This is a genomic window from Aromatoleum sp., from assembly GCF_035254505.1.
Lineage (GTDB): Bacteria > Pseudomonadota > Gammaproteobacteria > Burkholderiales > Rhodocyclaceae > Aromatoleum.
The window spans coordinates 55,195-81,184 of sequence record NZ_DATFAO010000092.1; the positions used below are offsets into that span (position 1 = coordinate 55,195).

Sequence of the window (25,990 nt, forward strand, 5' to 3'; positions counted from 1 at the left end):
TTTGCGCCTCTCGTCTCTCCCCGTGGGGAGAGGTGTGCGTCGTCCTTTACTGCCTTGCGCGGCGTCTCCCTTCGACGGGGCTGCGCGCTTGCAAGGTCTATCGGTCGCCGACCTCGATGACCACCGCCATCGCCGTGTCGCCCGCGGCGCAGCCGGTGAAGAGGCCGTAACCTCCACCGCGCAGCGCCAGCTCCTCGATGAGCTCGATGACCGCGCGGGTACCCATTGGCGCCTGAGGATGTCCCCAGACCAGCGAGCAGCCGTAGTTGTTCATCGTCTCCAGGTTTGCGCCGGTCTCGCGGGCGAAGACGATGTCGTTCACCGCGAACGGGTTGTGGGTCTTGATCGCCGTCATGTCGGTGATGCCGCGGCCGGCCTGGTCGAGCGCGCGCCGCGCAGCGGGAATCATCGCCTCGGGCATGTGCGCGAGCTCAGTGCGAGCGAGTCCGAAGCCGTGAAGCCGCACGGCGATCGCCGGATTCTTCGACAGCGCTTTCGCCCGCTCGGGCGTCGTGACGAGGATCCCTGCGTTTCCGTCTGCCGGATGCGTCTGGGCGCCGAACGTGACCGTCCCGCCCTCGGCGGCCGGCTTCAGTTTCGCGAGGCCCTCGGCGGTGGAGCGCGACACACCCTCGTCGCCGTCGAGCGTGCCAGCGGTCTTGCGGAAATCGGCGCTCGGCACGTCGAAGGGTAGCGTCATGAAGCGGCGCAGGAAGGCGGAATCATCCTTCAGTGCCTCGCCGTACTGATCCTCGCGCCGCAGCACGAGTTCGTGTTGCTGCGAGGTCGTGACGCGATGCTTCGCGGCGACGTTCTCCGCGGTCTGCAGCATCGAGTGTCCGCCGAGCGGGTCGCAGCCGAAATTGTCGAGCACCCAGTTCTCGGATGCGCCCGTACCGCCAGGCCCGCGCGGATTCGGGTAATAGAGGTGGGGGCCGTTCGAGGTGCGGTCGCAGTTGACCGCAAGCGCGACCTCGGCCATGCCGGCCTCGATCTCCTGCGCCGCGGCGAGCAGGGTGCGGACGCCCGTCGCGCAGGCCTGCATCATCGTCGGGCCGCCCGCGCGCGTCGCGCCGATGAGGCCCGTGAGCCACGGCAGGCCGTAGAACGCATGCGGCTGCGGCACCGAGAACCCGAGCACGCCGTAATCGATCACCTGCGGATCGATGTCCCGCTTCGCGAGCTCGCTCTTCGCGACGTGCGCGGCGAAGCGCACGCTGTGCAGCGACGCGAAGCTGCCCTGCCAGCGCGCGAAGGGCGTGCTCCAGTAGGCGCCGTATGGAATTTCGGCCGTGTAGCGGGTCATCGTCTGCGGTCTCCGGTATTTATTCTTTTGGCCTGCGGTCAGCGAATGCGCCGGTCACGGCGGGCCGTCATCGTTGAGGCCGACGGCGGTGATGAACGCGCGCTTCGCCTCGACGAGGTGTTCGAGCATCGCGCTCGCCGCGGTGTCGCCGTCACCCGCGGCGAGCGCGGACGAGATGCGGTTCAGGCCACGCAGCACGATCGTGCGGATTTGCGGATCATCCAGCGTCAGGGTGCGAATGCGCTGCATGTGGTCCGCGTACTGTTCGACGATTCGCACGAGCCGCGGATTCGGCACCAGCGCGAGCCACGCCGCGCGAAAGCAGATCGTTGCCTCGCGGAACGCTGCGGCGTCGCCCGCCTTGTGCGCACGGACGATCGCAGTCAGCGCGTCCTCGATGCCGCGGCGGTGCGCGGACGAGCGCGTAAATGGGGCGATGCTGCGAATCGCGGCCGGTTCGATGAGGAAGCGGATCTCGTAGATGTCGTTGACGTCCTGCAGCGTCAGCGCCGGCACGACGAAGCTGCGGTTGTCCGACACGAGCAGTCCTTCGGTCGCGAGGCGCCGCAGTGCTTCGCGCACGGGGGTACGCGAGACGCCGAGCTTTTCGGCGAGCTGGACTTCCTGCAGTGGCTGGCCGGCGACGATCTGGCCGCTGCGCAGGTGCTCGCGCAAGGTGTGATAGACCCGTTCACCGAGGGCGAGGGGGCGTTCGACCGGCTGAAGTGTTGAGACCATTTTCCTGGAGCCTTTGATGGTGCGTTGTCTGTGGCGGCCTTCGAGTTGATGTGTACTGTATACAGTATTTTTAAGGGTGTAAAGTTGTTCTTTGCATCGTCGGAGGGGAACGAGCTTCCGCCGGGAATTCTCCGATCCCGCGGTCGGACTGTCCGCCGCGCAGGACGCTGCAGTTTGCAGCCGCGCGGACGGCTTGGCTATGATGGATATCCAATCAATTGGGTGATGCGCATGAGCCTGGATGCCTGCCATGAAGAAGCGCGCCGCGGCCCGGACGTCGAAGCCGCGATCCTCCGCCTCGCGCGCGAGGAGCCCGGGCTGGGCCAGGCCGCGGTCTCCGCGCGCCTGCGGCGCGAGGGGTTTGCCATTTCCCCGTCGGGGGTGCGTTACATATGGCAGAAGCACGATCTCGAGACTACCGTGAAGCGATTGCGGGCGATCGCGCAGTCCTCCCGTGAGGGCGTCGGGGCGCTTACCGATACGCAGCGGGGATTGCTGAAGCGGGGAGCGCTCGCCGCGCAGCTCGTTGCCGGTGATGCCGACACGGTCGAGCCGCTCGACCGTCGTCAGGTGATCCTCGACGCGGCTGCGGCGCTCTTTGCGGAGCAGGGCTACGACAGCACTTCCATCCGTGACATCGCCAGCCGTGTCGGTCTTCTGCCCGGGTCGATCTACCACTATTTCGCTTCGAAGGATGAGCTGTATCTCGCCGTGCACGGGGAAGGCTTCCGACGCCTGATGGCCGCCGTCGCCCAGGCTCTGGCCAGTGCGAGCGACCCGTGGGAGCGACTTACCCGCGTTTGCCAGGTGCACACCGGGGCCATCACCAGCGGCACCTACATCGACCGCGTCACCGGCCACAGCCTTGCGATGACGGGCAATCCTGAACTCTTCGCCAAAATCCGGCCGCTGCGCGAAGCTTATGAGAACGTCTACCGTGGGCTCATCGAGGACTTGCCGCTCGCACTCGGTGCCGACCGCAGCCTGCTACGGCTGATGCTCCTCAGTTTCCTCAACTGGGTTCACGTCTGGTATCGCGAAGGCCGGCGCTCGACCGACGAGATCGCCGCGGCCGCGGTGGATATGCTGCGGCGCGGTGTGGAATCCCCCGGCGTCGGGACGAAATCTCCGCCGTCTTCCTGAAAGTAGCCGTTGATCGTGTCACGGCCCGTGCCATGCGGCGCCGAAGCAGTTGCTTTTTTTCCTGAATGTACTGAATACTGTATACATTAAAAGACAAACGGCGGCAGGACAGCGCCGACCACCCTGACGGGTGCCCCAGAGGAGTTCGCCGGCCGGCGCTATGTTGCCGACCGATAAGGATGCGCGCCGCAAAGACGGTGCGCCGCTTGAGACTACCGAAGGAGGTTCCCTGATGGTCACCCGTTTCGCCAATCCGCTGCTCGTCACGCCGCAACGCCCACTGCCTCGCACCGTCGCGATAATCGGCGCGGGCACGATAGGCCCCGACATCGGCTATTACCTCAAGAGCGCATTGCCGGGTTTGAAGCTGATCCTCGTCGACGTCGCCCAGGCGGCTCTCGACCGTGCGCTGCAGCGCTTCGCCGACTACGCGGCGAAGGCGGTCGCGAAAGGCAAGATGAGCGAGGCCGAAGCGGCCGCGGTCACGGCCGGTGTCGTCGGCACGCTCGACTACAAGGACCTCGCCGAAGCGGACTGGGTACTGGAGGCGGCGACCGAGAACCTGGCATTGAAACGCCGCATCTTCGCCGACGTCGAGGCGGTCGTCGCTCCGGACGCGCTGATCACGTCGAACACGAGCTCGCTGCCGGCCGCGCAGATCTTCTCCGCGCTGAAGCATCCCGAGCGCGCCACCGTCACGCACTTCTTCGCGCCGGCCTGGCGCAATCCGGTCGTCGAAGTCGTCCGCTGGGCGCGCACCGATCCTGCTGTCGTCGAATACCTGCGCTGGGTCTTCTGCACGACCGGAAAGGTCCCGCTCGTCACCGACGACGTCGCGTGCTTCATGCTCGACCGCATCTTCGACAACTGGTGCAACGAGGCAGGACTGCTGCTCGACCGCGCCACTGCCGCCGAGATCGACAGCGTGGCCGGCGAGTTCGTCCATGCGGGGCCGTTCTTCGTGCTGAACCTCGCCAACGGCAATCCCATCATCACCGAGACGAACACGCTGCAGGCCGAACTCGAAGGCGAGCATTACCGGCCGGCACCGGTGTTCCGCTCGGTCGACCGCTGGCTGACGGTGCCCCCCGGAAGGCCCGTCAGCGTCGCGGACAGTACGGCGGCGATCGTGCGTGAACGTTTGCTAGGCGTGCTGTTCTCGCAGACCGTGGACATCCTCGACCGCAACATCGGCGAGCCGGCCGATCTCGATTTCGGCTGCCGTCAGGCTCTCGGGTTCAAGAAGGGGCCGCTGGAGTTGATGCGCGATCTCGGCGAGGCCGAGGCCAGCCGCGTGCTCGCGCGCTTCTGCGACGAGCGCCGCGGCATGCCCGGCGCGCAGAAGCCGCTCGCGGACTACCAGGATTTCCTGCGCCATGTGCTCGTCGACGACATCGGCGATGTCAAGGTGATTACGCTGCGCCGTCCCGAAGCTTTGAACGCGCTGCACGACGAATTGACCGACGAGATCCTCTCCGTCATCCGGCGCTTCGAACACGATCCCGCCGTGGCGGGCTTCGTCCTCGCGGGATATGGCAACCGCGCGTTCTGCGCCGGCGGCGACATCGGGCGCTTCGTGAACATGCTCGGCGATGCCCCAGCGTCCGCGCAGTACGCCCGCGACTGTTCGCGCCTGCTCGTGCACCTCGACCGCATGAAGAAGCCGGTCGTCGCGGCGATCAACGGCATGGCGCTCGGAGGCGGCTTCGAGCTGGCGATGCGCTGCCATGGCATCGTCGCGCTGGCGAGCGCGTGGATGCAGATGCCCGAGATCACGCTCGGCATCGTCCACGGCATCGGCGCGATGGTCGTGCCGTATCGCCGCTGGCCGCAGGCGTCCGCCGAATTCCACGGCATGCTGCGCCGCGCCGAGCGACTGAAAGCGACGAAGGCGTTCGAGCTGGGCGTCGTCGACGGCCTCGCGCGCGACTATCCGGAGCTCATCGAGGCAGCCGTCGCGCGGGTCAAGGCGCTCGACGGCAAGGTGGGGGGCATCCCCGACGGGGAAGTGCAGATCGCGCGGCTCGACCCCATTGCTCCGGTCGCCGCCAGTGGCCAGCCGCTCAGTGCGGAGGTCATCCGCATCCTCGAGCGGGCCGTCGAGGCCGCGGCGGCCGCGCCGACCTTCGAGGAGGCGCTGGAGATCGGCTACCTGGCCTGGGGCGACAGCGCCTGCACCGCCGCTGCCCGCGAGGGCATCACGGCCTTCCAGGAGAAGCGCAAGCCGGATTTCACGAAGACACCGTGAGGGGCGGAGCAATACCGGGTGGGGGGGGCGGCTGCAGCGGCGCGTGGATACATTGAGCCCATGACCACGCGCACAGGAGACATGACGATGACAGACCTCAGCAACGCGATTGCATTCGTCGGCGACGCCGGAGCGAGGACGTCCGCTCCAGCGCGCCCGGCGATGTTCGAGCGCGAGGTGCTGGTGCGCTTCGCGCATTGCGACCCGGCAGGCATCGTGTTCTATCCGCAGTACTTCGTCCTCCTCAACGGGCTCGTCGAGGACTGGCTCACAGACGGTCTCGGCACCTCGTTCGCGGACATGATCATGACCCGCCGGCTCGGAATTCCGACGGTGCGCATGGACTGCACCTTCACACGGCCGAGTACGCTCGGCGACACGCTGGTGCTCGGACTGACCGTCACGCGCATCGGCGAGCGCTCCATCGGTCTCGACGTGCAGGGACGGGTCGGCGAGGAGCTGCGCCTGAGGGCCCGGCAAACGCTCGTCACGATGGACCTGGAGGCAATGAAGTCGGTGGCTATCCCTGCGGACATCCGTGACCGTCTCGGGCGCTTTTGCCAGCCGGCACCGGCGATGGGCGCAGAGTGTCTTTCCATCCCTGCCGAGAGCAATCGGCGGGAAACTGACGGAGGCAAGCATGCAGGTTGAACTGGAAGCAGACGAACTCGTCACCACCGAGGATTGCTTCGGCGATCTGGCGCCCTGGCAGGGCATGCTGGATCGGTACAGCGTGCTCTTCACCGACATGGTCGAAGGCTCGTCGGTCGGCTTCGTGCCGCGGAGCGGCTCGGGCATCCAGCCCGGCAAGCATGTTGCCGGGCTGGTCGAGGCCGCGGGCGAGGTGCCGATGATGAAATGGATCAACGATGGCAACGGCATGTCGGCCGGCGTCATGCGCTATTCGGGGTTCCAGGAAGCGCGCGTGGATCTGCTCTTCGTCGCGGACGACGCGGCGCTCGAAGCGATGCGCGCGAGCCTCGGCGGTGACACCTTGTCGCTGATCAAACGACTGATCCGGCAGGGGCATATCATGTTCTTCGTGCTACGCACGAAATTCGAATTGCAGGACGCGGGCTACGAGGAATTCCTCGACACGCTCGGCCTCGCCTTCCTCGGAGCATGCCGATGATCTTCCACAATCCCGCCGGCGCGCCCGAACTCGCGTGCGAGCAGTGCGGCTGCCGCTGGTTCGACCGCATCAACGACACTTGCTACGAGTGCGGCACGAAGGTGAGCGCCGAATCGATCGCCGAATTCAACCAGGCGGTGGAGCGCTTTCGCGCGGGCGAGGCGGCCTGCGGCGGTGCCGCGCCCGATGCGGTCGGCGATCGTGCCGGCTTCTATTGACTCCGCGATGAGGCCTGCGCCAACGCTAGCGTTGAGCCCTTCGACGAGCTTAGCCCGAACAGTATTTGGTTTCGGGGTGAATAGGCGCCGTCACGGCAGACCCACCGAACGCCGATGAAGAAGATCGCCACCGCGGTCCCCTATCGTCTCGCGCTGAAGACGATGCCGCCCCATTCGGCGCGACAGGCGGTCGCCCCGCCGCGGCTGCTCGCGCGGCTGCGCGAAGCGGTCGAGCAGCCGCTGGTCGCGGTGACTTCGCTCGCCGGGTTCGGCAAGACTTCGCTGCTCGTGCAGCTGCGGCGCGAACTCCTCGCGCCCGGTGCCGCCGTCGCGTGGCTCACGATCGAGGCCAGCGACGACCGGGCGAGTGTCGCACCCGCGATCATCGCGTCGGTGAGTACTGCCCTTGGGCTCGAAATGCCCGCGCGCGCCTTCGACCAGGTAGGACAGGCGGGTGCGGATCTGTGGGCCGCGAGCGAACTGCTCGTGCAGATGCACGACCTCTACCGCCCGACCTGGCTCCTGATCGACGACCTGCACCAGCTCGCAGACCGCGATGCGATCGACTTCATCTACTACCTCGTGACGAACGCGCCGCCCAACTTCCACGTCGTGGTCAGCTCGCGGACCGACCCTCCGTTCCCGGTCGAGGAGCTGCGCGCGCATGGGCTCTACACCCAGTTCGTCACCGAGGACCTGCGTCTGCGGCTCGAGGACACGGTCGGCTTCCTGCGCCGGCGCCTTGGCGACGAGGTCGACATCGAGACCTGCGCACGCCTGCACGAGCGCACCGAAGGCTGGCCGATGGCGCTGCAGATCGTGACCTCGGCGATGGCCCGGCGCAGCGACATCGCCGGTACGGTGGCGAGTCTGTCCGGCGCGACCGGCGACGTGGCGCGCTATTTCTCGCAATTCGTGCTCGAAACTCTCGACGAACGGGCGGTCGCGATGCTGGTGCGCGCGTCCCTGCTCGAAACCCTGCACCCGGGGCTGTGCGCGGCGCTCGGGGGCGGCGTGGACGCGGCCGAAATCCTCGTCCGGCTCGAACAGCAGACCGGGCTGGTGACCTCCGTCGATGGCGGCGACGTCTACCGCATGCATCCGCTGTTCCGTGAGTACCTCGCGAGCCTCGCCGCGGAGCTGTCGCCGCGCGAACGCAGCGCGCTGCATGCGAAGGCCGCCGAGTGGTTTGCAGCGCACGACATGCTCGAGCACGCCGCCGAGCACGCCTTTCTCGGCGGCCTGCGCGCCGAGGCGATGGACTGGATCGAGAAGCGCGTGCGCTACCTCGGCGTGCAGGGGCGCATCGTCGAGGTGCTTGCGTGGCTCGACCGCCTGCCCGCGGAGGAGATCGCGCGGCGCGAAGGCATCCAGCTCACCGCCGCCTGGGCGTGCGCGCTGTGCTACCGGCCGCAGGACGCTGAGCGCCTCACCGACGTGATCCTGGCGCGACCGGGTGTGACGCCCGAGGTCGTGCTGCAGGCGAACATCGTGCGTTCCGCCGCGGCGATCCATTGTGACGACTACCAGCGCGCGCGCGGCTGCATCGACACCTACGACCCCGCACTCGGTCCGCTCTACTGCAACACGCTGTCCTTTATCGCGATCCACAGCGGGTTCCCGGAGCGCGCGCGCTACTACCAGCAGATCTCCGATGGCCACGGCCGGGTGGCGCGCAGTTTCTACGATTCGATCTACGGTGCGTTCGCGGTCGGGCTCAGCTACCTGATCGAAGGTCAGGCGAAGGAAGCCGCAGGCGTCTTCGGCGCGGCGCTCGAACGCGCGGAAAGCGTGACGGGATGGCGTTCGATGCCGGCCGCGATCCACGCCGCGGGGCTCGCTGCGGCGAACTGGGAGCTCGGCGCCGAGGACGAGGCGCGCGCGCTGCTCGCAAATCGCCTCGACCTGATCGAGCAGGCGGCGCTGCCGGACGCGGTGATCCTCGCCTACCTGACGCTCGCGCGCTACGAGAGCCAGAAGGGCAGCGAAGGCAAGGCCTTCGACGCACTCAACAGCCTCGCCGCGATCGGCGAGGTGCGTGGCCAGCCTCGCCTCGTTGCCGCGAGCCTCGGCGAACAGATCCGACAGCACGCGATCCGCAACCGGCTCATGTCGTGCCGGATGCTGATGAACGGCCTCGACGCGATCGTGACCGACCCGGGCCGCGCCGACCAAGGGCTCGAGGCGGAGCTGCGGATGATCCGCGAGATTGCGGCGGCGCGTGTCGCCCTGCTCGAGCACGACGATACCGTCGCGTTTGCCGCGCTTGATCACGCGGCCGAGATCGCGGCCCGGCTGAGGCGCGGGCGCGACCAGATCGCGGTGCGCATCGTGCGCGCAAGCAGCCTTCGCGACGACGACGAGGCCCCGCGCCTGCTCGCAGAGGCGCTCAGTCTCGCCGAATCCTTCGGCCTCGTGCGCGTGCTGGCGGACGACTGGCCAGCGGCGCTGGATGTGTTGCCGGAACTCGACCGCTCGGGCTGCGGCGCCGCCGCCGGCGTGTCGCCGCGGTTCGTCGAACGCGTCACGGAGCGTTGCCGCGTCGGATGGGTGCCCAGGGCCGCGGCGCCGAAAACGCCCGCGACGAACCAGCGTCCCGCGCAACTGTCGGCACGGGAAATGGAAATCCTCTCCGCATTGGCGCATGGGCGCACGAACAAGGAAATCGCCCACATCCTCGACGTCGGTCCCGAGACGATCAAGTGGCATATGCGGAACCTGCTGGCCAAGCTCAACGCCGCGAACCGCCGGCATGCCGTGGATCGCGCGCGGCTGCTGGGGATCTTGGACTGAGCCGGGTCGCGGGCGGGCCTCGCGTCGAGCCGATGGAGCACCCGGCTCATCAAACCCGCCCCGGATTGCTCCGGGGCTGGTGCGATTACCGTCTTTCCCGGGCAACCGGATACTCGTCGCTGGCCGTTGGCCGGATCGTTCAGCCGAGATCCTTCAGCCGGAAGCGCTGGAGCTTGCCGGTCTCCGTTCGCGGCAGCGTCTCGACGTAACGGATCGCGCGCGGGTACTTGTAGGGCGCGACGGTCTGCTTGACGAAGTCCTGCAGGGTTTTCGTCATCGCGTCGGTGCCGAAATGGCCCGGTTTCAGCACGACGAAGGCCTTGATGATCTGGCCGCGGTCCGGATCGGGCGCACCGATCACGCCGCATTCGGCGACCGCCGGGTGGGCGAGCAGGGCCCACTCGACCTCGGGGCTGGAGACGTTGTAGCCCGAGGTCACGATGATGTCGTCGATGCGCGCGTGGTAGTAGAAGTAGCCGTCCTCGTCCATGTGGAAGGCGTCGCCGGGCAGGTTCCAGCCATCGCGCACGTAGTTCTTCTGGCGCGGATCGGCGAGGTAGCGGCAGCCGGTCGGCCCCTTGATCGCGAGCTTGCCGACTTCACCCGGGGGCAGGGGATTCATGTCGTCGTCGACGATCATGCCGCGGTAACCCGGCAGCAGCTTGCCGACCGCGCCGGGGCGATAGTCCTCGGGACCGGAGGCGATGTAGATGTGGATCATCTCGGTGCCGCCGATGCCGTCGTGGATCTGGATGCCGGTCGCTTCGCGCCAGCGCTCCCGGGTGTCGGTCGGCAGCGCTTCGCCCGCGGAGACGCATTTCTTCAGGCTCGGAACGGCGTGCTGTCCGACGAGCGCTGCCATCTGGCGATAGCCGGTCGGCGAAGTCACGCAGATCGTGGCGCCATATTCCCTGGTGGCGCCGATCAGCGCTTCGGGGGCGAGCTTCTCCATTAGCACCGTGCTCCCCCGGGCCCACAGCGGAAAGCACAGCAGGCAGCCGAGGCCGAAGGTGAAGGCGAGCGGCGGCGTGCCGATGAAGACGTCGTCCTGCCCAGGCTTGAGGCAGTGGCGGGGGAAGACCTCGCACATCGCCATCACGTCGCGGTGAAAGTGGATCGTGCCCTTGGGGACGCCCGTCGTGCCGGACGTGAAGCCGATCAGCGCCGGATCGGTTGCGGCGGTGTCGACAGCGTCGAAATGCGCGGATTTGCCGGCAAGCCGCGTCGGGAGATCCGAGCCTTCGCCGTAGTACAGCACCTCGCGCAGCATCGGGCAGTCCGCGCGGGTGATCTCGAGCTCCTCGGCGAGGTTCGCATCGCACAGCGCGTGGCTCACGCGCCCGAGCGTCACGATGTCCTTGAGTTCCTTCGCGCGCAGCAAAGGCATCGTGCCGACGGCGACGCCGCCCGCCTTCCAGACGGCGAGCCAGGCTGCGGCAAGCCAGGGTGTGTTCGCGCCGCGCAGCAGCACCCGGTTGCCCGGTTCCAGTTCCATGTCTTCGACGAGCACGTGGGCGAGGCGGTTCACCTGCTCCTGGAGCTCGCGGTAGGTCCATCGGATGCCCTTGCCCAGCACCGCCGGGCGCTCGCCATGGCCTTCGGCGACGGCCCGGTCGAGCAATTGCGTCGTGGCATTGAGCTGCTCGGGAAACTGTAGCTCCGGCCGTTCGAAGACGAGATCCGGCCACTGTTCGGGCGGCGGCAGGTTGTCGATGACGAAGCGGTCGGTGTGGGCACTGCGGGCCATGGTCTCTCCTTGGGGGATGCGCATCCGCGTGCGCCTGGCCTTCCGGTCGGGGCGCCGCATCGCGTTGTTTTGATGGCAGTGTTGGCCAGCGCAGAGATAAAGTCAAGACATGAAAGATATAGATAGAAAAAGTTTAGATATAAACGAAAAGATGCTAGTTTGGACTGCAGAACCCGAGACGTCGAATCGGGCGACAACCTCGTGCGCTCGCGACTCGCGCTGTCGAGTCCTCCAGCGTCAATGCACCGGCGTCACGATCGGTTCGCCACTCTTCTTCATCAGAACGACGAGGAACTTGGCGGGTTCGGTACGGCTGGCGTTGCGCGATACCGTGTGGATATCGTCCGGGCCTTCGTAGAAGGTCTGGCCCGGAGTCAGCGTGACGGTCTTGCCGCCGCGCACTCCCATCACGATCGAACCCTCGAGCACATAGACGAAGGCGTGGGCGTTGTGACGATGCACAGCGCTCTCTCCGCCGGGGGGATAGTCGACCGTGATGACCGTCGCTTCCTTGCCCGGATAGTCGGCGAGTGCCTTGGTCATCAGCGGCGTCACGTGTGCCTCGGGCGGTGGCTGTTGTGCGTGGGCGGCGCCGGCTGCCCACAGTAGCGCGACGGCGAGGGCTCTGAGTTTCAGCATGTGTACTCCTGGGTAGGGGGCGGGGCGGATGCCTGATCAGGACAGGCCGGACTTGTCCAGGCCGAAGGCCTTGTCGTATGAACCTGGCACGACCCGGAAGCCGACACTGACCCGGTTCCAGGCATTGATCGACATCACGATGAAGGTCAGATCGGACAACTCCTTCTCGGATAGCTGCGTGCGGACACGCTCATAGACTTCGTCGGGCACGCCGTCGGCAGAAATCCGGGTCAGGGCTTCGGTCCATTCCAGGGCCGCCCGTTCGCGGGCGCTGAACAGTGTCGACTCGCGCCAGATGGCGACGTGATGCAGCCTGAGCGGGCGCTCGCCGTGCATCGTCGCTTCCTTGACGTGCATATCGACGCAGAACGCGCAGCCGTTGATCTGCGATGCCCTGATATCCACGAGATGACGGATCGGCTGCTCGATCGCGGACTCGTTGAGGGCCATGCTGAATGCGAGCAGCTTTTTGAAGAGCTCGGGGGATTGCTTCTGGTAGTCGATGCGTTGGGTCATGATGGGTGCTCCTTTTATGCTTGGGCCGACGAGCGGCTGAGCCGGTTGTGGAAACATCTCGGGCCGGTGCGACGGGGCCCGCTTACAATGTTCGGGCCGGTAAGGCCGCCGGCGCCGAATCGATGGATGCAGTGTGCTCGGTGGCGGTCGGGAAGGCTTTGTCGACGCCTTGGGTTTTCCTTGAATTTCGCTTGGATGCTTGTTGCCCTGAATGCTTCGCGTGTTTAACGACTGCGTGCTCGACCTGGACCGGCGGGAACTCTCGCGGGCGTCCGGGATCGTTGCGACTGCACCCAAAGTCTTCGACCTGCTGGCGTATCTGGTTGAGCATCGTGAGCGCGTCGTCACCAGAGACGACCTGATCGATGCTGTATGGGGTGGCCGCATCGTTTCGGAATCGACCCTGGCGAGTCACATCAACGCCGTGCGCAAGGCCGTCGGCGACGACGGCCAGCAGCAGCGTGTGATTCGAACCGTTGCGCGCAAGGGATTCCGCTTCGTCGCCGAGTTGAGAGAAGCCGGGGCGTCCGAAGGCGGAGAGTTCGCCCAATCCGTCGAACTTCCGACGGCCGCGCCCGCCCTGCCGGCCAAGCCGTCCATTGCCGTCCTGCCGTTCGTGAATCTGAGTGGGGACGCGGAGCAGGACTATCTCGCCGACGGCGTCGTCGAGGACATCATCGGCGCCTTGTCCCAGTATCGCTGGCTCTTCGTCGTCGCCCGCAACTCGAGCTTTACTTACAAGGGGCGTGCGGTCGATGTGAAGCAGGTCGGCCGCGAGTTGGGCGTTCGCTACGTGCTCGAAGGCAGCTGGCGCAAGGCTGACAATCGTGTGCGCATCACCGGACAGCTGATCGATGCGACGACCGGCGCGCACCATTGGGCCGGCCGCTTCGAAGGGGTGCTCGGAGACATCTTCGCGCTGCAGGACCAGATCACCGAGACCGTGGTCGGCGCGATCGCGCCCCAGCTCGAACGTGCGGAGATCGAGCGTGCGCGCCACAAGCCGACCGAAAGCCTCGACGCCTACGACTACTATCTGCGCGGAATGGCCTGGCTGCATCACGGAAGCCGGGAGGCCATCGACCTGGCGCTGCCGCTCTTCCACAAGGCCATCGAATTCGATCCCGATTTCGCGTCGGCTTACGCGATGGCGGGATGGTGTCATTGCTGGCGTAAGATCAACGGCTGGATGAGCGACCACCCGCGGGAGACAGCCGAGGGGGTGCGGCTCACCCGCCGCGCCGTCGAGCTGGGCAAGGACGACGCGGTCGCGCTTACCCGCTGCGGGCATGCGCTCGGGCATCTTGCGGGCGACCTCCCCGGAGGTATCGCCTTGCTGGACAAGGCACTGGTGCTCAATCCCAACCTGGCGGCCGCGTGGTTCCTCGGCGCATTCCTCAGACTCTGGCACGGCGAAACGGAAGAAGCCATCGAGCATCTGACACACGCGATGCGTCTGAGCCCGCTCGACCCCGAGCTGTATAAGATGCAGGCCGGCATGGCGGCCGCGCATCTCTTCATGGGGCGCTTCGACGCCGCTTCCTCTTGGGCGGAGAAGGCCTTGCGGGAATTGCCCAGTCTGTTGCTGGTGGCTGCGATCCTCGCCGCAAGTCACGCGCTGGCGGGGCGGCGCGCCGAAGCGCGGCGCGCGATGGAGCAGCTGCGTGAGCTTGATCCCGGGCTGCGCCTGTCCAGTCTCACTGATTGGCTGCCGATCCACCGCCCGGAGAATCTTGCCATCCTGACGGACGGTCTGCGAAGGGCAGGGCTGCCGGAATAGCAGGAGGCGGTTGCCGCAGGGCCGCCGCCGGCGACCGGCCATCTGCCCCTCATTTCAAGGAACCGAGACCCAGCCCTCAAGCGCCTGATGGGCCGCCGCGTCGAGGGTCTTCGGATGGAAAGGATCGCCGTAATTGCGATCCTGCCGGTCCTCCAGCATCTGGCCGAGCATGCCGAGCCGGTTGGAATAGTCCCATATGCCGCCGCGCACGGCGCTCATCGCCTTGGCGTCGAGGTTTTCGGTGGCGGGCAAGTCGTGGATGATGAGGTGGGCCATGGCGGTTCTCCCGAAGTATGAGTCATGTCTCAGTGGGTGCGAGCGGGATGCTGCGCTCGCCACTGCCGTTGCAGAAAGCGGGCCAGGCGTCGTCATGAGCACCGAGAGAACGTGTAAGAGGTTGAAATAACATAAAAATGTTCAACCGCTCCGATCCGGCTGAAGGCGCGCTCGCGGAGGCCAAACGGTGGGTCGTGTCCAACAGGTCGTGGGCCGGTGTTGGGTCTGTCGAATCACCGATGGGTTGAGAGAAGCGAACCGTCGGCAATCGCCGGGACGCGGGAAGAGGTCGCACGGCTGCGTGCGGCGACCTTGTCGGCCGTCTCGAGCATCGAATGGGTGCCGAACCGCTTTTTCATCTCCGGGTTGATGAAGCGCCAGGGGCGGACGGCGTTGCAGATATAGGCTTCGGTCAGGGCTGTCCGGTTCCTGCAGCGTAATAGCGCTGTTCGATGAGGGGGGAGATGCGGTACCGGTCTTCGCCGTAGGCGTCAGCGAGGTTCGCGAGCACGGTGCGGATCGTCGGCAGCCCGATCGCGTCGGCCCATTCCAGTGGGCCGCGCGGGTAGCCGACGCCGAGGCGCATTGCGGTGTCGATGGCTGCAGCGTTGGCGACGCCCTGGTTGACGGCGTCGCTCGCTTCGTTGGCGAGCATCGCGACGGTACGCATGACGGGCAGCCCGGGGGCGTCGCGCAGGTGCGAGACGGCGATCCCGGCGGCTTGCAACAAGGCGACGGAAGCATCGGCGGCCTCGTTGTCGCATGTCTCGGCCATGGCGACTGCGAGGCGCGATGTCGTTGCGTAATTCGATGCGAGGTCCACGACGACGGTATCGGCAGTGCCGGTCTCAGCGGCCCGGCGGGTGGCCGAGCGACCGTCGGTGACATACAGGCGCGCCTTCCCGGCGGTCGCAACCCGTCCGTCGTTCGCTTGTGCTTCGCGGGTGAAGGGGACGTCCCGGGCCGTCAGGCGTTGGGCGAGCGCTTCGGCGAGGGGCGAGGTGCCATGCAGCACGATGCCCGCTGGCGGCGGCAGGGCCGCGGCAGTCTCGGGATCCGGCTTGACGACGCCGTCTTCGTAGTCGTGGAAGCCCCGCCCGGTCTTGCGCCCCAGCCAGCCGGCGGCGACATACTCCTGTTGGATCTGCGAAGGCGTGTAGCGTGGATCGTTGAAGAAGGCCTGCCAGATGGAATTCGTGACCGCGAAATTGACGTCGAGCCCGATGAGGTCCATCAGCTCGAAGGGGCCCATCCGGAAGCCGGCGGCGTCGCGCATCAGCGCGTCGAGGGTCACGATGTCGGTGACGCACTCGTGCAGCAGGCGCAGGGCTTCAGAGTAGTAGGGGCGGGCGACGCGATTGACGATGAAGCCGGGTGTCGACTTCGCGTGCACTGGCGTCTTGCCCCAGGCGGTGGCGGTCGCGAAGAGCGTGTCCGCAGTAGCGCGGTCGGTCGCGAGGCCGGACACGATCTCCACCAGCGCCATTACTGGCGCGGGATTGAAGAAGTGCATGCCGGCAAGGCGGCGCGGGTTGTGCAGCCCAGCGGCGATTGCGGTGACCGAGATCGACGAGGTGTTGGTCGCGAACAGGCAGTCCGCGCCGACCAGCGCTTCGAGTTCGCGGAAGAGGCCGCGCTTCGCTTCGAGGTCTTCGACGATGGCCTCGATGACGAGTCCGCTGTCGGCGAGGTCGGCGAGACTCGCGGCGGCGGACAGTCGCGAAGCTGCTGCTCTAGCCTCGTCCGTGGACAGCTTGCCCTTGGCGGCGAGCGTCGACAACCGCTGGCAGACGGCATCGACGGCCGAGGCAGCGGCGCCGGGACGGGCGTCGAACAGCCGGACCGGATGGCCTGCGCGGGCGGCGACCTGAGCGATGCCGCTGCCCATCGCGCCGCTGCCGATGACGGAAACCGGGCAGGAAGGGGGCAAAGGGTTAGTCATGGGATCTCCGTTGGGGGGCGGTGGCTTAGCAGTGGCTCAAGTCCGGATATTCCATCGACTCGTCAGCACCCGCGAAGGCCAGCGGTCCAAGAGGGATCTGACCGCCGTGGCTTGCAGATCGTATGAAGACGTGACTCGTCTCTGGATCGCGGGCTGGTCCGGTGAATATCGGGGCTAGCGGCCTTTCCAGTGGGGCGTGCGTTTTTCGAGGAAGGCGTCGATGCCTTCCCGGCGGTCTTCGGTGCCGGCGAGGAGGACGAAATTCCGCCGCTCCGTCATGAGGCCGGTGGTGAGCGGGGTTTCGAAGGCCTGAAGCACCGATTCCTTTGCGAGACGCACCGCAAGCGGAGCCTTGCTCGCGATCTTGTGCGCGAGTTCGCGGGCGCGCGGCAGGCAGGCGTCGTCCGCCGTGACTTCGGCGACCAGTCCGGCGGCCAGCGCTTCGCGGGTGCCGAGGAATTCGCCGGCGAGCACGAGCTTCATCGCGACTGACTTGCCGACCGCGCGGGTCAGCCGCTGCGTGCCGCCGGCGCCGGGAATGATGCCGAGGTTGATCTCGGGCTGGCCGAACTGGGCGGATTCGCCCGCGATGAGGATGTCGGCGTGCATCGCGAGCTCGCAGCCGCCGCCCAGCGCGTAGCCGCAGATGGCCGCGACGACGGGCTTGGGGAAGCGGGCGACCGCGGCGAAGAGGCGGGGACGCTCTTCGAGCAGCACGGCCTGCATGTCCTTCGCGGCCATTTCCGCGAGGTCGGCGCCGGCCGCAAAGATGCGCGGGCCGCCGGTGAGGACGACGCAGCGCACGGCCTCGTCCGCCTCGGCGGTGTCGAGCAGGGCGACCAGCGCGCGGAGCAGCGGCGTGGAGAGCGCGTTGCGGGCCTGCGGGCGGTTGAGCGTGATTTCGAGCACGCCTTCCGCCGGCCCGGCGACCAACAGCAGCGATTCGTCGGCGAGGTAATGCGTCATGGCTTCGCTCGGTCGGTTCGGTTGGCTCAGTCCGGGATGACGGCCGTGACTTCGATCTCGACCTTGGCCTGGTCCTCGACCAGGTCGGCGATCTGGATCGCGCTCATCGCCGGGTAGTTGCGGCCGACGACGTCGCGATAGACGACGCCGATGTCCTTGAGCCGGGCGACGTATTCCTTCTTGTCCTTGAGGTACCAAGTCATGCGCACGATGTGCTCCGGGCCCCCGCCGGCCGCGCGGACGACGTCGACGCAGTTCTGCAGGGTCTGGCGGATCTGGTCGACGAGGTCGTCGGATTCGAACTTGCACTCGGCGTTCCAGCCGATCTGGCCCCCGACGAAAACCTGGCGCCCCCGTGCCTCGATGCCGTTGGCGTAGCCCTTGGGGGCGATCCAGCCTTCCGGTTGAATGACTTTGTTGCTCATGATGTCTCCTTGAAGCGGGTGATGGCCTGGCGGATGTCCTCCGGCCACGGAATGGAGCGATGCGTCTCCAGGGACGTCGCGACGAGGCACTGATGTCAGCCCTTGAGGAGCTCGCGCGCGACGATGAGCTTCTGCACTTCGGTCGCGCCCTCGTAGATGCGCAGCGCGCGGATCTCGCGGTACAGCGATTCGACGACGACGCCGATGCGCACGCCCTGGCCTCCATGCATCTGGACGGCGGCGTCGATGACGCGCTGGGCGTTTTCGGTGGCGGTCATCTTCGCCATCGCGGCCTCGCGGGTCGTCGGCAGCTTCTGCACGTCGCGGCGCCAGGCGGCGCGGGCGGTGAGGAGTGCCGCCGCGTCGATGTCGGTCGCCATCTCGCCGAGTTTCGCTTGCGTGATCTGAAAGTCCGCAAGCGTCTGGCCGAACATCGGGCGGTTGCGGACGTAGGCAAGCGCCTCGTCGAGGGCCCGGCGGGCGAAGCCTTGAGCCGCCGCGCCGACCGACGCGCGGAAGATGTCGAGCGTGCGCATCGCGACCTTGAAGCCTTCGCCAGGTGCGCCGAGGCGATTGGCGACCGGCACCCGCATGTCGGTGAAGCGCAGGCGGGCGAGGGGATGGGGTGCGATGACTTCGAGGCGCTCCGCGACTTCGAAGCCGGGCATGTCGGGGGTGATCACGAAGGCCGAGATCCCGCGTGTTCCCGGCGCCTCACCGGTACGGGCGAAGAGGCAGTAGACGTCGGCGATGCCGCCGTTGGAGATCCAGGTCTTCTCGCCATTGATGACGTAGTGATCGCCGTCGAGGCGCGCCCCGCAGCTCATCGCGCCGACGTCCGACCCGGCGAGCGGTTCGGTCAGCGCGAAGGCGGCGATCCATTCCCCGGCCGCGACCTTCGGCAGCACGCGGCGTTTCATCTCCGGCGTGCCCGCGAGCGTGATCGCGCCCGTGCCGAGGCCCTGCATCGCGAACGCGAAATCGGCGAGGCCATCGTGGTAGGCGAGGGTCTCGCGGGCGATGCACAGCGAGCGGGAATCGAGCTCGGGCAGGGCGCCGCCGAACTCGGCCGGCACGCAGTAGCGCAGGAAGCCGGCGCGGCCGAGCTGGCGCACGAGCTGCCGGCAGGCGTTGTCGGTATCGTGGTGGTCGATCGCCGGCAGCGCCGATGCCCAGTCGAGGAGGGCATCGGAGAGCTGCCGGTGCTCGGGTCCGAAGAAGGGAAGGTCGAGGAGGGAGCGGTCCATGTCGGGCCTCTCAGTTCCCTTCGAAGGCCGGCTTGCGCTTGGCCGCGAAGGCGTCGAAGGCGCGGCGGAAGTCGCCGGTCATCATGCAGATGGCCTGGGCTTGCGCTTCGGACTCGATCATTTCGTCGATGCCCATCGCCCATTCCTGATTGATCATCGTCTTGGTCACGGTGTGGGCGAACCATGGGCCGTCGGCGAGGCTGTGGGCAAGTTCGTGGGCCTTGCCGAGCAGCTCCTGCGCGGAATGCAGGCTGTTGAAGAAGCCCCAGGCGGCGCCCTCGTCGGCGCTCATGCTGCGGCCGGTCATCAGCAGCTCGTTGGCGCGTCCCTGGCCGATCATGCGCGGCAGCAGGCCGCAAGCGCCCATGTCCGCACCGGCGAGGCCGACGCGCGTGAAGAGGAAGGCGGTCTTCGTGCCGGGCGTGCCGAGGCGGAAGTCGGACGCCAGCGCCACCATCGCACCGGCGCCGGCGCAGATGCCTTCGATCGCCGAAATCACGGGCTGCGGAGCACGGCGGATCGCCTTGACGAGGTCGCCGGTCATGCGGGTGAATTCGAGCAGTTCGGGCATCGACATCCGCGTCAGCGGCTCGATGATCTCGAACACGTCGCCGCCGGAGCAGAAGTTGCCGCCCTCGCCGGTGACGACCACGCTGCGCACGTCCGTGGCGTAAGTCAGGTCGCGGAAGAGGTCGCGCAGTTCGGCGTAGGAATCGAAGGTCAGCGGATTCTTCTTGTCCGGGCGGTTCAGCGTGATGGTGCCGACGCGCCCGTCGTCGCTGCACGTCCACTTGAAGTGGGTCGCGCGGTAGTCCTTGAAGGGGCGCTTGTGATCACGCATCGAAAGTTCGGCCATGATGTTTTCCTTATCCTGTTGGGGTGGGGGTGCTTACATCACTTCGCCGCCGGCGACGGCGATGGACTGGCCGTGGATCGCTTCCGCGCCGGGCAGGCACAGCCACGCGACGGCATTGGCGACTTCGGTCGGCTGGACGAGGCGGCCCTGGGGATTGGTTGCGGCGAGCTCGAACTTGGCCTCGTCGACGCTGCGGCCGGTCTTGGCGACGATGTTGTCGACGGCGCCGGCGAGCAGCGGCGTGTCCGTGTAGCCGGGGCAGACGGCATTGACGGTGACGCCGCGCTTGGCGACTTCCAGCGCCAGCGCGCGCGTCAGGCCGATGACGCCGTGCTTGGCGGCGCAGTAGGACGCGACGTAGGCGTAGCCGTGCAGGCCCGCCGTGCTGGCGATATTGACGATACGCCCCCAACGGGCTTCGATCATGCCCGGCAGCACGGCGTGGATGCAGTTGTAGGTGCCGGTCAGGTTGACGTCGAGCATCTGCTTCCACTGCGCCGGATCGGTCTTGGTGAATGGCGCACTCTTGGCAGCGCCGGCGTTGTTGACCAGCAGCATGACCGGGCCGCGCGCCGCCACAGCGTCCGCGATGGCGGCGTTGACGGCGACGTGGTCGGTGATGTCGGCGACGGCAATGCCGTGGCCGCTGCCGGGCAGCCGGTCGCGGGCGGCTTCGAGGCTTGTGCGATCCCGGGCCAGCAGGGTGACGGTGGCGCCGTGTCGGGCGAGCTCGTGGCAGATCGCTTCGCCGATGCCGCCGTTGGCACCGGTCACGACCGCGTGGCGGCCGGCGAGCGGCAGGACCGTGTTGTCGTTGGGGGAGGGGGGCATCATCGTGTCCTCGGATCGGTCAGGCGTTCAGCGCGATTTGCGCGGCACGGCCGAGGTTGCGTTCGAGCTGGACCTTGCCGCCGACGTATTGCTTGGGCCAGGTGACGTCGAAGTAACCTTGCTCGGCCGCCGCATGCAGCGTCCAAGCCGGATCGGAAAGATGCGGACGGGCGAGCGCGCAGAGATCCGCACGGCCGGCGGCGATGATCGTATTGACGTGATCGGCTTCGAAGATGTTGCCCACGGTGATCGTCGGCACATGGACTTCGTTGCGGATCTTGTCGGAGAACGGCACCTGGAACATGCGGCCATAGACCGGCTGCTCGTTCTTGCTGACCTGGCCCGACGACACATGCACGATGTCGGCGCCGGCGTCCTTGAAGAGGCGCGCAATCTCGACCGCATCCTCGGGCGTCGTGCCGCCGGGCACCCAGTCGTGGGCCGAGATGCGGACCGACATCGGCTTGTCGGCGGGCCACACGGCGCGCATCGCCTGGAAGACTTCCAGCGGATAGCGGCAACGGTTCTCCAGGCTGCCGCCGTATTCATCCTGGCGCTGGTTGGTCAGCGGCGAGATGAAGGACGACATCAGGTAGCCGTGAGCGGCGTGGAACTCGACGAGGTCGAAGCCCGCGGCCTGGGCACGCAGCGTGGCGGCGACGAAATCGGCCTTCACCTGATCCATGTCGACGCGGGTCATCTCGCGCGGCACTTGGGATACGCCGGCGATCAGCGGCAGCGGCGAGGGCGCGATGAGCGGCCAGTTGCCGGATTCGAGCGGCTGGTCGATACCTTCCCACGACAGCTTGGTCGAGCCCTTGCGGCCGGCGTGGCCGATCTGCAAGCCCATCTTGGCGTTGCTGTTGGCATGGACGAAATCGACGATCCGCTTCCAAGCCGAGACCTGCACGTCGTTCCAGATGCCCGCGCATCCCGGGGTGATGCGGGCTTCGGGGGAGATGCAGGTCATCTCCGTCATCACCAGCGCTGCGCCGCCCAGGCCGCGGGTCGTGTAGTGCTGGAAGTGGAAGTCGTTGGGCATGCCGTCGGTGGCCGAGTAGGTGCACATCGGGGAGACGACGACGCGGTTGGAGAGCGTCATGCCGCGCAGCTTGAAGGGCGTGAACATCGGCGGTACGGGCGGCCGGCTCGGGTCCTGCGGGACGCCGGCCTGCTGCGCGACCCAGCGATCCACTCCTTCGACATAGGCGGCATCGCGCAGCTTCTGGTTGGCGTGTCCGACGCGCTGGCTGCCGGTGAGGAGCGAGAAGGCGAACTGCTCGGGCGCCATGTGCACGTAGCTTTCGATGTTCTCGAACCAGGTCATGCGGTTGCGCGCCGCGCTCTGCAGCTTGAGCGCCTCGATCTCGCGCTCGGCCTGGTAGCGGGCGAGGCGCTCGGGCACCGTGCCGTCGCTGCTGTTGAGCACCTTGACGAGCGAGATCGCGTCTTCCATCGCGAGTTTGGTGCCCGAGCCGATCGAGAAATGCGCCGTATGCGCAGCGTCCCCCAGCAGCACGATGTTGTCCTTGTACCAGCGCTCGCACAGTACGCGATTGAACTTCTGCCACATCGCCGAGCCGCGCAGATGGCGGGCGTTTGAGATCAGCTTGTGGCCGTCGAGCAGGTCGGCGAAAAGCTTCTCGCAGAAGGCGATGGACTCGTCCTGCTCGAACTTGTCCATGCCGGCCTTGAGCCAGGTTTCTTCCGGCGTCTCGACGATGAAGGTGGACCACTCTTCGTTGAAACGGTAGGCGTGCAGGTTGAACCAGCCCCATTCGGTCTCTTTGAACGCGAAGGTGAAGGCGTCGAGCTTCTTCTTGGTGCCGAGCCAGATGAAGCGGCACTTGCGCTGGTCGATGCGCGGATTGAAGTGCTCTTCGTGCTTGCGGCGGGTTGCCGAGAAGACGCCGTCGGAGCCGATCACGAGGTCGTAATCGCGGGCGTATTCGTCCGGGTCCTTGATCTCCTGTTCCCAGATCATGTTGACGCCAAGTTCCGCCGCGCGGCGCTGGAAGATCTCGAGCAGCTTGAGGCGGGCGATGCCGCAGAAGCCGTGGCCGCCCGAGGTGATCTTGCGGTCCTTGAAGAAGACGTCGATGTCGTCCCAGTGGTGGAAGTTGGCCTCGATCTCCTCGACGACCTTCGCGTCCGCGTCGCGGAAGCCGTCCATGGTCTGGTCGGAGAAGACGACGCCCCAGCCGAAGGTGTTGTCGGCGGCGTTGCGGTCGATCACGGTGATGTCGTGCTCCGGGTTCGCCTTCTTCATCAGGATCGAGAAGTACAGTCCGGCCGGGCCTCCGCCCAAACATACGATGCGCATGCTTATCTCCTGTCTCGTGTGGTGACGGGTGCTCGATCCCTCGTAACCGAGGTTCAAGACGTCCGATTTTGCTGCAACGTTTAGATGAGAATATTTCAGATCTAAACAATCAAGTCAACAAGAATTGACGGGGTTCGATCCGGACTTATCGTGGAATGGGTGGTGCAGCTTGCGTGGGGCGGAATGAGCCGCAGGCATCATGCGCGAATGCGCGCCGCGCCTCCCGGATGCGACGTCCGGCGGAAGGCGCTGCGCTTTTCCGCCTTACAGAATCTGACGCCCTGGCTGGGCGCAGCGGCTGAAATCAGGCCGCAGCGCGCGCTTCCACGAGCCTGCTCTTGAGCTTGCCGAGCAGCTTGCAGAGCTGTTGCTGGTCGGTTTCGTCCATCGCCGAGAAGAGCGACATCACCCATTGCTCGTGCGCCACGGCCATCTTGGCGAACTGTGCTCTGCCGGCCGGCGTCAGCGCGATGAAGTAGGCGCGCCGGTCGGTTGGGTCCTCGCGGCGCTCGACCAGGCCTTCCTTCACCAAGTTGTCGGTGAGCCCGGTGACGTTGCCGCCCGTGACCATCAGAAGCTGCGACACGGCGCGCATCCGCAGGCCTTCGGGGTAGCGATAGAGCTGCGACATGAGGTCGAAGCGCGGCAGCGTCGTTTCGAAATCGTCACGCAGCCGCGTCCGCAATTCCCCTTCCATCAGGTTGTGGCACGCAAGCAGCCGCAGCCAGAGGCGCAATGCCAGGTGGTCCCCGGTGGGGAGCGCCTCGATCGACTCGGAGGACTCGGTTTCGGAAACCTGGGCGACTTGCAGGGCTTTCTTGGACATGGCGCTATGTCGATTGGAAGGGGATGAAGAGGCGGCTGGGCCGCCCCATTCAGTCCGGATTGTAGCGCCCGGGTGAATAATTGACATCTAATATTTTCCTGTCTATTTCAGGAGCGCCCAGTTGCCGTTCCTGACGGTGATCATCTCCCGGCCGCGCTCGTCGAAGCCGCTGTGATCTTCGCGGGTCATGGTGTAGACGCCCTGGGTGGCGACCAGATCCCTCGTCTGCTCGAGCGCGTCGCGGAGCGCGGCGCGGAATTCCTTGGTTCCCGGCTTCGCCTTCTTCGCCGCGCTTGGAATCGCCTGCTGCAGCAACAGGCCAGCGTCATACACGTTCGCGCCGAAGGTGGCGGGCTTGGAACCGTTCAGCTTCTCGTAGGCGGCGATGTAGTCCGCGGCGACCTTCTTGGATGGGTTGCTATCGGGCATTTCGGGCAGCACCAGCATCAGGCTCGCGGCGAGGACGGTGCCTTCGACCTTCTTGCCGCCGAGCTTCAGGAAGTCGGGCAGCGCCGCGCCGTGCGTCTGGTACATCTGGCCCTTGTAGCCCATGTCGTACAGCGTGATCTGCGGCAGGACCGAGGGTCCGCCGGGAGCGGTCACCAGCACCGCATCAGGCTTGGCGCCGAAGACCTTGAGCGCCTGACCGGTGACTGAGCTGTCGGTCCGCTGGAACTTCTCGTTGGCGACGATCCTGATGCCCGCCTTTTCGGTCAGGGCGCCCATCACCTTGGCCCAGTTTTCGCCGTAAGGGTCGGCGGTGCCGATCAGGCCGAGCGTCTTCACGCCGTGGCTCGCCATGTGCTCGACCAAGGCTTTAGCGATGATGTCGTCGTTCTGGGTGGTCTTGAACACCCACTTCTTCTGGTCCGTCATCGGTAGCACGACGGCGGCGGTGCCGACGGGAGCCAGCATCGGCACGCCGGCTTCGGCGACGAACTGGATGGCGCCCATCGCATTGGGCGAGCCCGATGGTCCGATGATGGCATCCACGTTGTTTTCGCTGATCAGCTTCTTCACCGCGGTAACGGAAGCCGTGGAGTCGGATGCGTCGTCGAGCGGGATGTACTCGACGTTGAGGTCGCCGATTTTGGTCGGCAGCAGCGGCACGGTGTTCTTCTGCGGAATGCCGACCAGCGCGGTCGGGCCGGTGGAGGACGCAACTACGCCGATCTTGACCTGCGCCAGTGCGCTGCCGGTGAAGGAGGCGACAGCGGCGAGGGCGATCACGGCCGGGATTTTCTTCAGCATCATGGTGGGCTCCGTTGGGGTAGTCTTGCTGCGGAAAGAGTCGTTATTGTTGTTATTCAGATCGTGATCGTGCCGACGCTCGCACCGCCGCAGACATAGAGCGTCTGGCCGGTGACGAAACTGTTGGCCGGATCGGCGAAGAACATCACCGCGCGGGTGACGTCGTCGGCGCGGCCGATGCGCCTGACCGGGATCGAGTCGGCGAGCGCCTTTTCGCGTTCGCTGCCCGCTTCGATGACGGCGTAGTACATGTCGGTCTGGATCGGGCCGGGCGCCACCACGTTCACGGTGATGCCCTTCGGCGCGAGCTCCAACGCCCAGGTGCGCGCCATGCCGATCATGCCGGCCTTGGTCGCGGAGTAGGCGGTGCGGGTCTGCAGCCCGAGCGCGCCGCGTGAAGACATCAGCACGACGCGGCCGAAGCGGCGTTCGACCATGCCGGGAAGGATCGCCTGCATCAGGCTAATCGCCGCGCCGAGGTGGATCTGGGTCAGGCCCTGAAGCTCGTCCAGGCTGACCTCGCCGAGGGGTTTCGGCCAGATGACTCCGGCGTTGTGGATGAAATGGCTCACCGGGAAATCGCGCGCGATGTCTTGCGCCGCCTGTTCGGTGGCGGCGGCGTCGAGCAGATCCACCTGCACGGTCGTGAGGCGGGGGTGACTCCAGTCCGGCGCTCGCCGCGCCATCGACACCACGTCGTAGCCGTCGTCGAGCATGCGCCTGCAGATGTCCGCACCGATACCCGCGGAGCCGCCGGTGACCACTGCGACCTGTCGTTCGCTCATGG

The 25,990-nt window shown here is 66.6% G+C and carries 23 protein-coding genes; 7 read left to right on the forward strand and 16 right to left on the reverse strand.

Translation table 11 applies throughout. The features are described 5' to 3' along the window. Window positions 1–97 precede the first annotated feature (97 nt). Both VJ673_RS19485 and VJ673_RS19490 read right to left on the reverse strand, forming a co-directional pair. Window positions 98–1,306, reverse strand: a complete 1,209-nt coding sequence (locus VJ673_RS19485; RefSeq protein WP_324127827.1) for a thiolase family protein — start codon at window positions 1,304–1,306, stop codon at window positions 98–100. Between the two features lie 54 nt (window positions 1,307–1,360). After that, window positions 1,361–2,044 carry a GntR family transcriptional regulator gene (locus VJ673_RS19490; RefSeq protein ID WP_324127828.1) on the reverse strand — a complete coding sequence of 228 codons (684 nt, stop codon included), beginning with the start codon at window positions 2,042–2,044 and terminating at the stop codon, window positions 1,361–1,363. Window positions 2,045–2,269: 225 nt separating this feature from the next. Here VJ673_RS19490 and VJ673_RS19495 point away from each other — a divergent pair, with 225 nt between their 5' ends. The 6 genes from VJ673_RS19495 (at window position 2,270) to VJ673_RS19520 (ending at window position 9,578) form a co-directional block, all read left to right on the forward strand. Then, the gene (locus tag VJ673_RS19495) at window positions 2,270–3,187 is read left to right on the forward strand and encodes a TetR/AcrR family transcriptional regulator (RefSeq protein WP_324127829.1); all 918 of its coding nucleotides are present in this window, start codon (window positions 2,270–2,272) and stop codon (window positions 3,185–3,187) included. Window positions 3,188–3,419: 232 nt separating this feature from the next. Further along, window positions 3,420–5,435 (forward strand): 3-hydroxyacyl-CoA dehydrogenase/enoyl-CoA hydratase family protein, encoded by a 2,016-nt coding sequence (locus tag VJ673_RS19500; RefSeq protein WP_324127830.1) that lies wholly within the window; start codon window positions 3,420–3,422, stop codon window positions 5,433–5,435. Window positions 5,436–5,522: 87 nt separating this feature from the next. Continuing rightward, window positions 5,523–6,086, forward strand: a complete 564-nt coding sequence (locus VJ673_RS19505; protein WP_324127831.1) for an acyl-CoA thioesterase — start codon at window positions 5,523–5,525, stop codon at window positions 6,084–6,086. Further along, entirely contained in the window at window positions 6,076–6,567 is a 492-nt protein-coding gene (locus tag VJ673_RS19510; RefSeq protein WP_324127832.1) for a hypothetical protein, read from the forward strand. The genes VJ673_RS19505 and VJ673_RS19510 overlap by 11 nt, the downstream gene beginning before the upstream one ends. Continuing rightward, window positions 6,564–6,785, forward strand: coding sequence for a cysteine protease (locus VJ673_RS19515; protein ID WP_324127833.1), 222 nt, complete (start codon window positions 6,564–6,566; stop codon window positions 6,783–6,785). Before VJ673_RS19510 ends, VJ673_RS19515 begins: the two co-directional genes overlap by 4 nt. 114 nt (window positions 6,786–6,899) lie before the next feature. Continuing rightward, window positions 6,900–9,578, forward strand: a complete 2,679-nt coding sequence (locus tag VJ673_RS19520) for a LuxR C-terminal-related transcriptional regulator (RefSeq protein WP_324127834.1) — start codon at window positions 6,900–6,902, stop codon at window positions 9,576–9,578. Window positions 9,579–9,717: 139 nt separating this feature from the next. On the opposite strand, the gene VJ673_RS19525 is transcribed toward VJ673_RS19520, so the two are convergent. From VJ673_RS19525 to VJ673_RS19535, 3 genes are all read right to left on the reverse strand, one after another. Further along, the gene (locus tag VJ673_RS19525) at window positions 9,718–11,325 is read right to left on the reverse strand and encodes an AMP-binding protein (protein WP_324127835.1); all 1,608 of its coding nucleotides are present in this window, start codon (window positions 11,323–11,325) and stop codon (window positions 9,718–9,720) included. 237 nt (window positions 11,326–11,562) lie between these two features. Then, window positions 11,563–11,964, reverse strand: a complete 402-nt coding sequence (locus VJ673_RS19530) for a cupin domain-containing protein (protein ID WP_324127836.1) — start codon at window positions 11,962–11,964, stop codon at window positions 11,563–11,565. Between the two features lie 36 nt (window positions 11,965–12,000). After that, the gene (locus VJ673_RS19535) at window positions 12,001–12,480 is read right to left on the reverse strand and encodes a carboxymuconolactone decarboxylase family protein (protein ID WP_324127837.1); all 480 of its coding nucleotides are present in this window, start codon (window positions 12,478–12,480) and stop codon (window positions 12,001–12,003) included. Window positions 12,481–12,691: 211 nt separating this feature from the next. Here VJ673_RS19535 and VJ673_RS19540 point away from each other — a divergent pair, with 211 nt between their 5' ends. Next, entirely contained in the window at window positions 12,692–14,260 is a 1,569-nt protein-coding gene (locus VJ673_RS19540; RefSeq protein WP_324127838.1) for a winged helix-turn-helix domain-containing tetratricopeptide repeat protein, read from the forward strand. Between the two features lie 54 nt (window positions 14,261–14,314). On the opposite strand, the gene VJ673_RS19545 is transcribed toward VJ673_RS19540, so the two are convergent. The 11 genes from VJ673_RS19545 to VJ673_RS19595 all read right to left on the reverse strand — a co-directional run bounded on the left by VJ673_RS19545 (window position 14,315) and on the right by VJ673_RS19595 (window position 25,988). After that, window positions 14,315–14,536, reverse strand: a complete 222-nt coding sequence (locus tag VJ673_RS19545) for a hypothetical protein (protein WP_324127839.1) — start codon at window positions 14,534–14,536, stop codon at window positions 14,315–14,317. A gap of 412 nt (window positions 14,537–14,948) precedes the next feature. Beyond that, on the reverse strand, window positions 14,949–16,478 hold the full coding sequence (locus VJ673_RS19550; RefSeq protein WP_324127840.1) for a 3-hydroxyacyl-CoA dehydrogenase: 1,530 nt from the start codon (window positions 16,476–16,478) through the stop codon (window positions 14,949–14,951). Window positions 16,479–16,652: 174 nt separating this feature from the next. Continuing rightward, window positions 16,653–17,444, reverse strand: a complete 792-nt coding sequence (locus tag VJ673_RS19555; RefSeq protein ID WP_324127841.1) for an enoyl-CoA hydratase-related protein — start codon at window positions 17,442–17,444, stop codon at window positions 16,653–16,655. 26 nt (window positions 17,445–17,470) lie between these two features. After that, a complete protein-coding gene (locus tag VJ673_RS19560; protein WP_324127842.1) occupies window positions 17,471–17,869 on the reverse strand; it encodes a RidA family protein in 399 nt (132 codons plus the stop codon). Between the two features lie 95 nt (window positions 17,870–17,964). After that, window positions 17,965–19,116, reverse strand: a complete 1,152-nt coding sequence (locus VJ673_RS19565) for an acyl-CoA dehydrogenase family protein (protein ID WP_324127843.1) — start codon at window positions 19,114–19,116, stop codon at window positions 17,965–17,967. A gap of 10 nt (window positions 19,117–19,126) precedes the next feature. Beyond that, complete coding sequence (locus tag VJ673_RS19570; protein ID WP_324127844.1) at window positions 19,127–19,972, reverse strand: enoyl-CoA hydratase family protein; 846 nt, start codon at window positions 19,970–19,972, stop codon at window positions 19,127–19,129. 33 nt (window positions 19,973–20,005) lie between these two features. Continuing rightward, window positions 20,006–20,806 (reverse strand): SDR family NAD(P)-dependent oxidoreductase, encoded by an 801-nt coding sequence (locus tag VJ673_RS19575; protein ID WP_324127845.1) that lies wholly within the window; start codon window positions 20,804–20,806, stop codon window positions 20,006–20,008. A 16-nt stretch (window positions 20,807–20,822) separates the two neighbouring features. Next, complete coding sequence (locus tag VJ673_RS19580) at window positions 20,823–23,126, reverse strand: bifunctional salicylyl-CoA 5-hydroxylase/oxidoreductase (RefSeq protein ID WP_324127846.1); 2,304 nt, start codon at window positions 23,124–23,126, stop codon at window positions 20,823–20,825. 304 nt (window positions 23,127–23,430) lie between these two features. Beyond that, complete coding sequence (locus tag VJ673_RS19585; protein WP_324127847.1) at window positions 23,431–23,952, reverse strand: MarR family winged helix-turn-helix transcriptional regulator; 522 nt, start codon at window positions 23,950–23,952, stop codon at window positions 23,431–23,433. Window positions 23,953–24,054: 102 nt separating this feature from the next. Next, a complete protein-coding gene (locus VJ673_RS19590; protein WP_324127848.1) occupies window positions 24,055–25,206 on the reverse strand; it encodes an ABC transporter substrate-binding protein in 1,152 nt (383 codons plus the stop codon). A 53-nt stretch (window positions 25,207–25,259) separates the two neighbouring features. Beyond that, a complete protein-coding gene (locus VJ673_RS19595) occupies window positions 25,260–25,988 on the reverse strand; it encodes an SDR family NAD(P)-dependent oxidoreductase (protein ID WP_324127849.1) in 729 nt (242 codons plus the stop codon). Window positions 25,989–25,990: the final 2 nt, after the last annotated feature.

Coding starts and splice junctions, on each gene's coding strand:
- VJ673_RS19570 (WP_324127844.1), bottom strand. CDS start 19,972: ATGGCCGAACTTTCGATGCGTGATCACAAGCGCCCCTTCAAGGACTAC.
- VJ673_RS19520 (WP_324127834.1), top strand. CDS start 6,900: ATGAAGAAGATCGCCACCGCGGTCCCCTATCGTCTCGCGCTGAAGACG.
- VJ673_RS19540 (WP_324127838.1), top strand. CDS start 12,692: ATGCTTCGCGTGTTTAACGACTGCGTGCTCGACCTGGACCGGCGGGAA.
- VJ673_RS19525 (WP_324127835.1), bottom strand. CDS start 11,325: ATGGCCCGCAGTGCCCACACCGACCGCTTCGTCATCGACAACCTGCCG.
- VJ673_RS19530 (WP_324127836.1), bottom strand. CDS start 11,964: ATGCTGAAACTCAGAGCCCTCGCCGTCGCGCTACTGTGGGCAGCCGGC.
- VJ673_RS19515 (WP_324127833.1), top strand. CDS start 6,564: ATGATCTTCCACAATCCCGCCGGCGCGCCCGAACTCGCGTGCGAGCAG.
- VJ673_RS19495 (WP_324127829.1), top strand. CDS start 2,270: ATGCGCATGAGCCTGGATGCCTGCCATGAAGAAGCGCGCCGCGGCCCG.
- VJ673_RS19590 (WP_324127848.1), bottom strand. CDS start 25,206: ATGATGCTGAAGAAAATCCCGGCCGTGATCGCCCTCGCCGCTGTCGCC.
- VJ673_RS19505 (WP_324127831.1), top strand. CDS start 5,523: ATGACAGACCTCAGCAACGCGATTGCATTCGTCGGCGACGCCGGAGCG.
- VJ673_RS19575 (WP_324127845.1), bottom strand. CDS start 20,806: ATGATGCCCCCCTCCCCCAACGACAACACGGTCCTGCCGCTCGCCGGC.
- VJ673_RS19490 (WP_324127828.1), bottom strand. CDS start 2,044: ATGGTCTCAACACTTCAGCCGGTCGAACGCCCCCTCGCCCTCGGTGAA.
- VJ673_RS19565 (WP_324127843.1), bottom strand. CDS start 19,116: ATGGACCGCTCCCTCCTCGACCTTCCCTTCTTCGGACCCGAGCACCGG.
- VJ673_RS19580 (WP_324127846.1), bottom strand. CDS start 23,126: ATGCGCATCGTATGTTTGGGCGGAGGCCCGGCCGGACTGTACTTCTCG.
- VJ673_RS19545 (WP_324127839.1), bottom strand. CDS start 14,536: ATGGCCCACCTCATCATCCACGACTTGCCCGCCACCGAAAACCTCGAC.
- VJ673_RS19560 (WP_324127842.1), bottom strand. CDS start 17,869: ATGAGCAACAAAGTCATTCAACCGGAAGGCTGGATCGCCCCCAAGGGC.
- VJ673_RS19535 (WP_324127837.1), bottom strand. CDS start 12,480: ATGACCCAACGCATCGACTACCAGAAGCAATCCCCCGAGCTCTTCAAA.
- VJ673_RS19595 (WP_324127849.1), bottom strand. CDS start 25,988: ATGAGCGAACGACAGGTCGCAGTGGTCACCGGCGGCTCCGCGGGTATC.
- VJ673_RS19510 (WP_324127832.1), top strand. CDS start 6,076: ATGCAGGTTGAACTGGAAGCAGACGAACTCGTCACCACCGAGGATTGC.
- VJ673_RS19550 (WP_324127840.1), bottom strand. CDS start 16,478: ATGACTAACCCTTTGCCCCCTTCCTGCCCGGTTTCCGTCATCGGCAGC.
- VJ673_RS19485 (WP_324127827.1), bottom strand. CDS start 1,306: ATGACCCGCTACACGGCCGAAATTCCATACGGCGCCTACTGGAGCACG.
- VJ673_RS19585 (WP_324127847.1), bottom strand. CDS start 23,952: ATGTCCAAGAAAGCCCTGCAAGTCGCCCAGGTTTCCGAAACCGAGTCC.
- VJ673_RS19500 (WP_324127830.1), top strand. CDS start 3,420: ATGGTCACCCGTTTCGCCAATCCGCTGCTCGTCACGCCGCAACGCCCA.
- VJ673_RS19555 (WP_324127841.1), bottom strand. CDS start 17,444: ATGACGCATTACCTCGCCGACGAATCGCTGCTGTTGGTCGCCGGGCCG.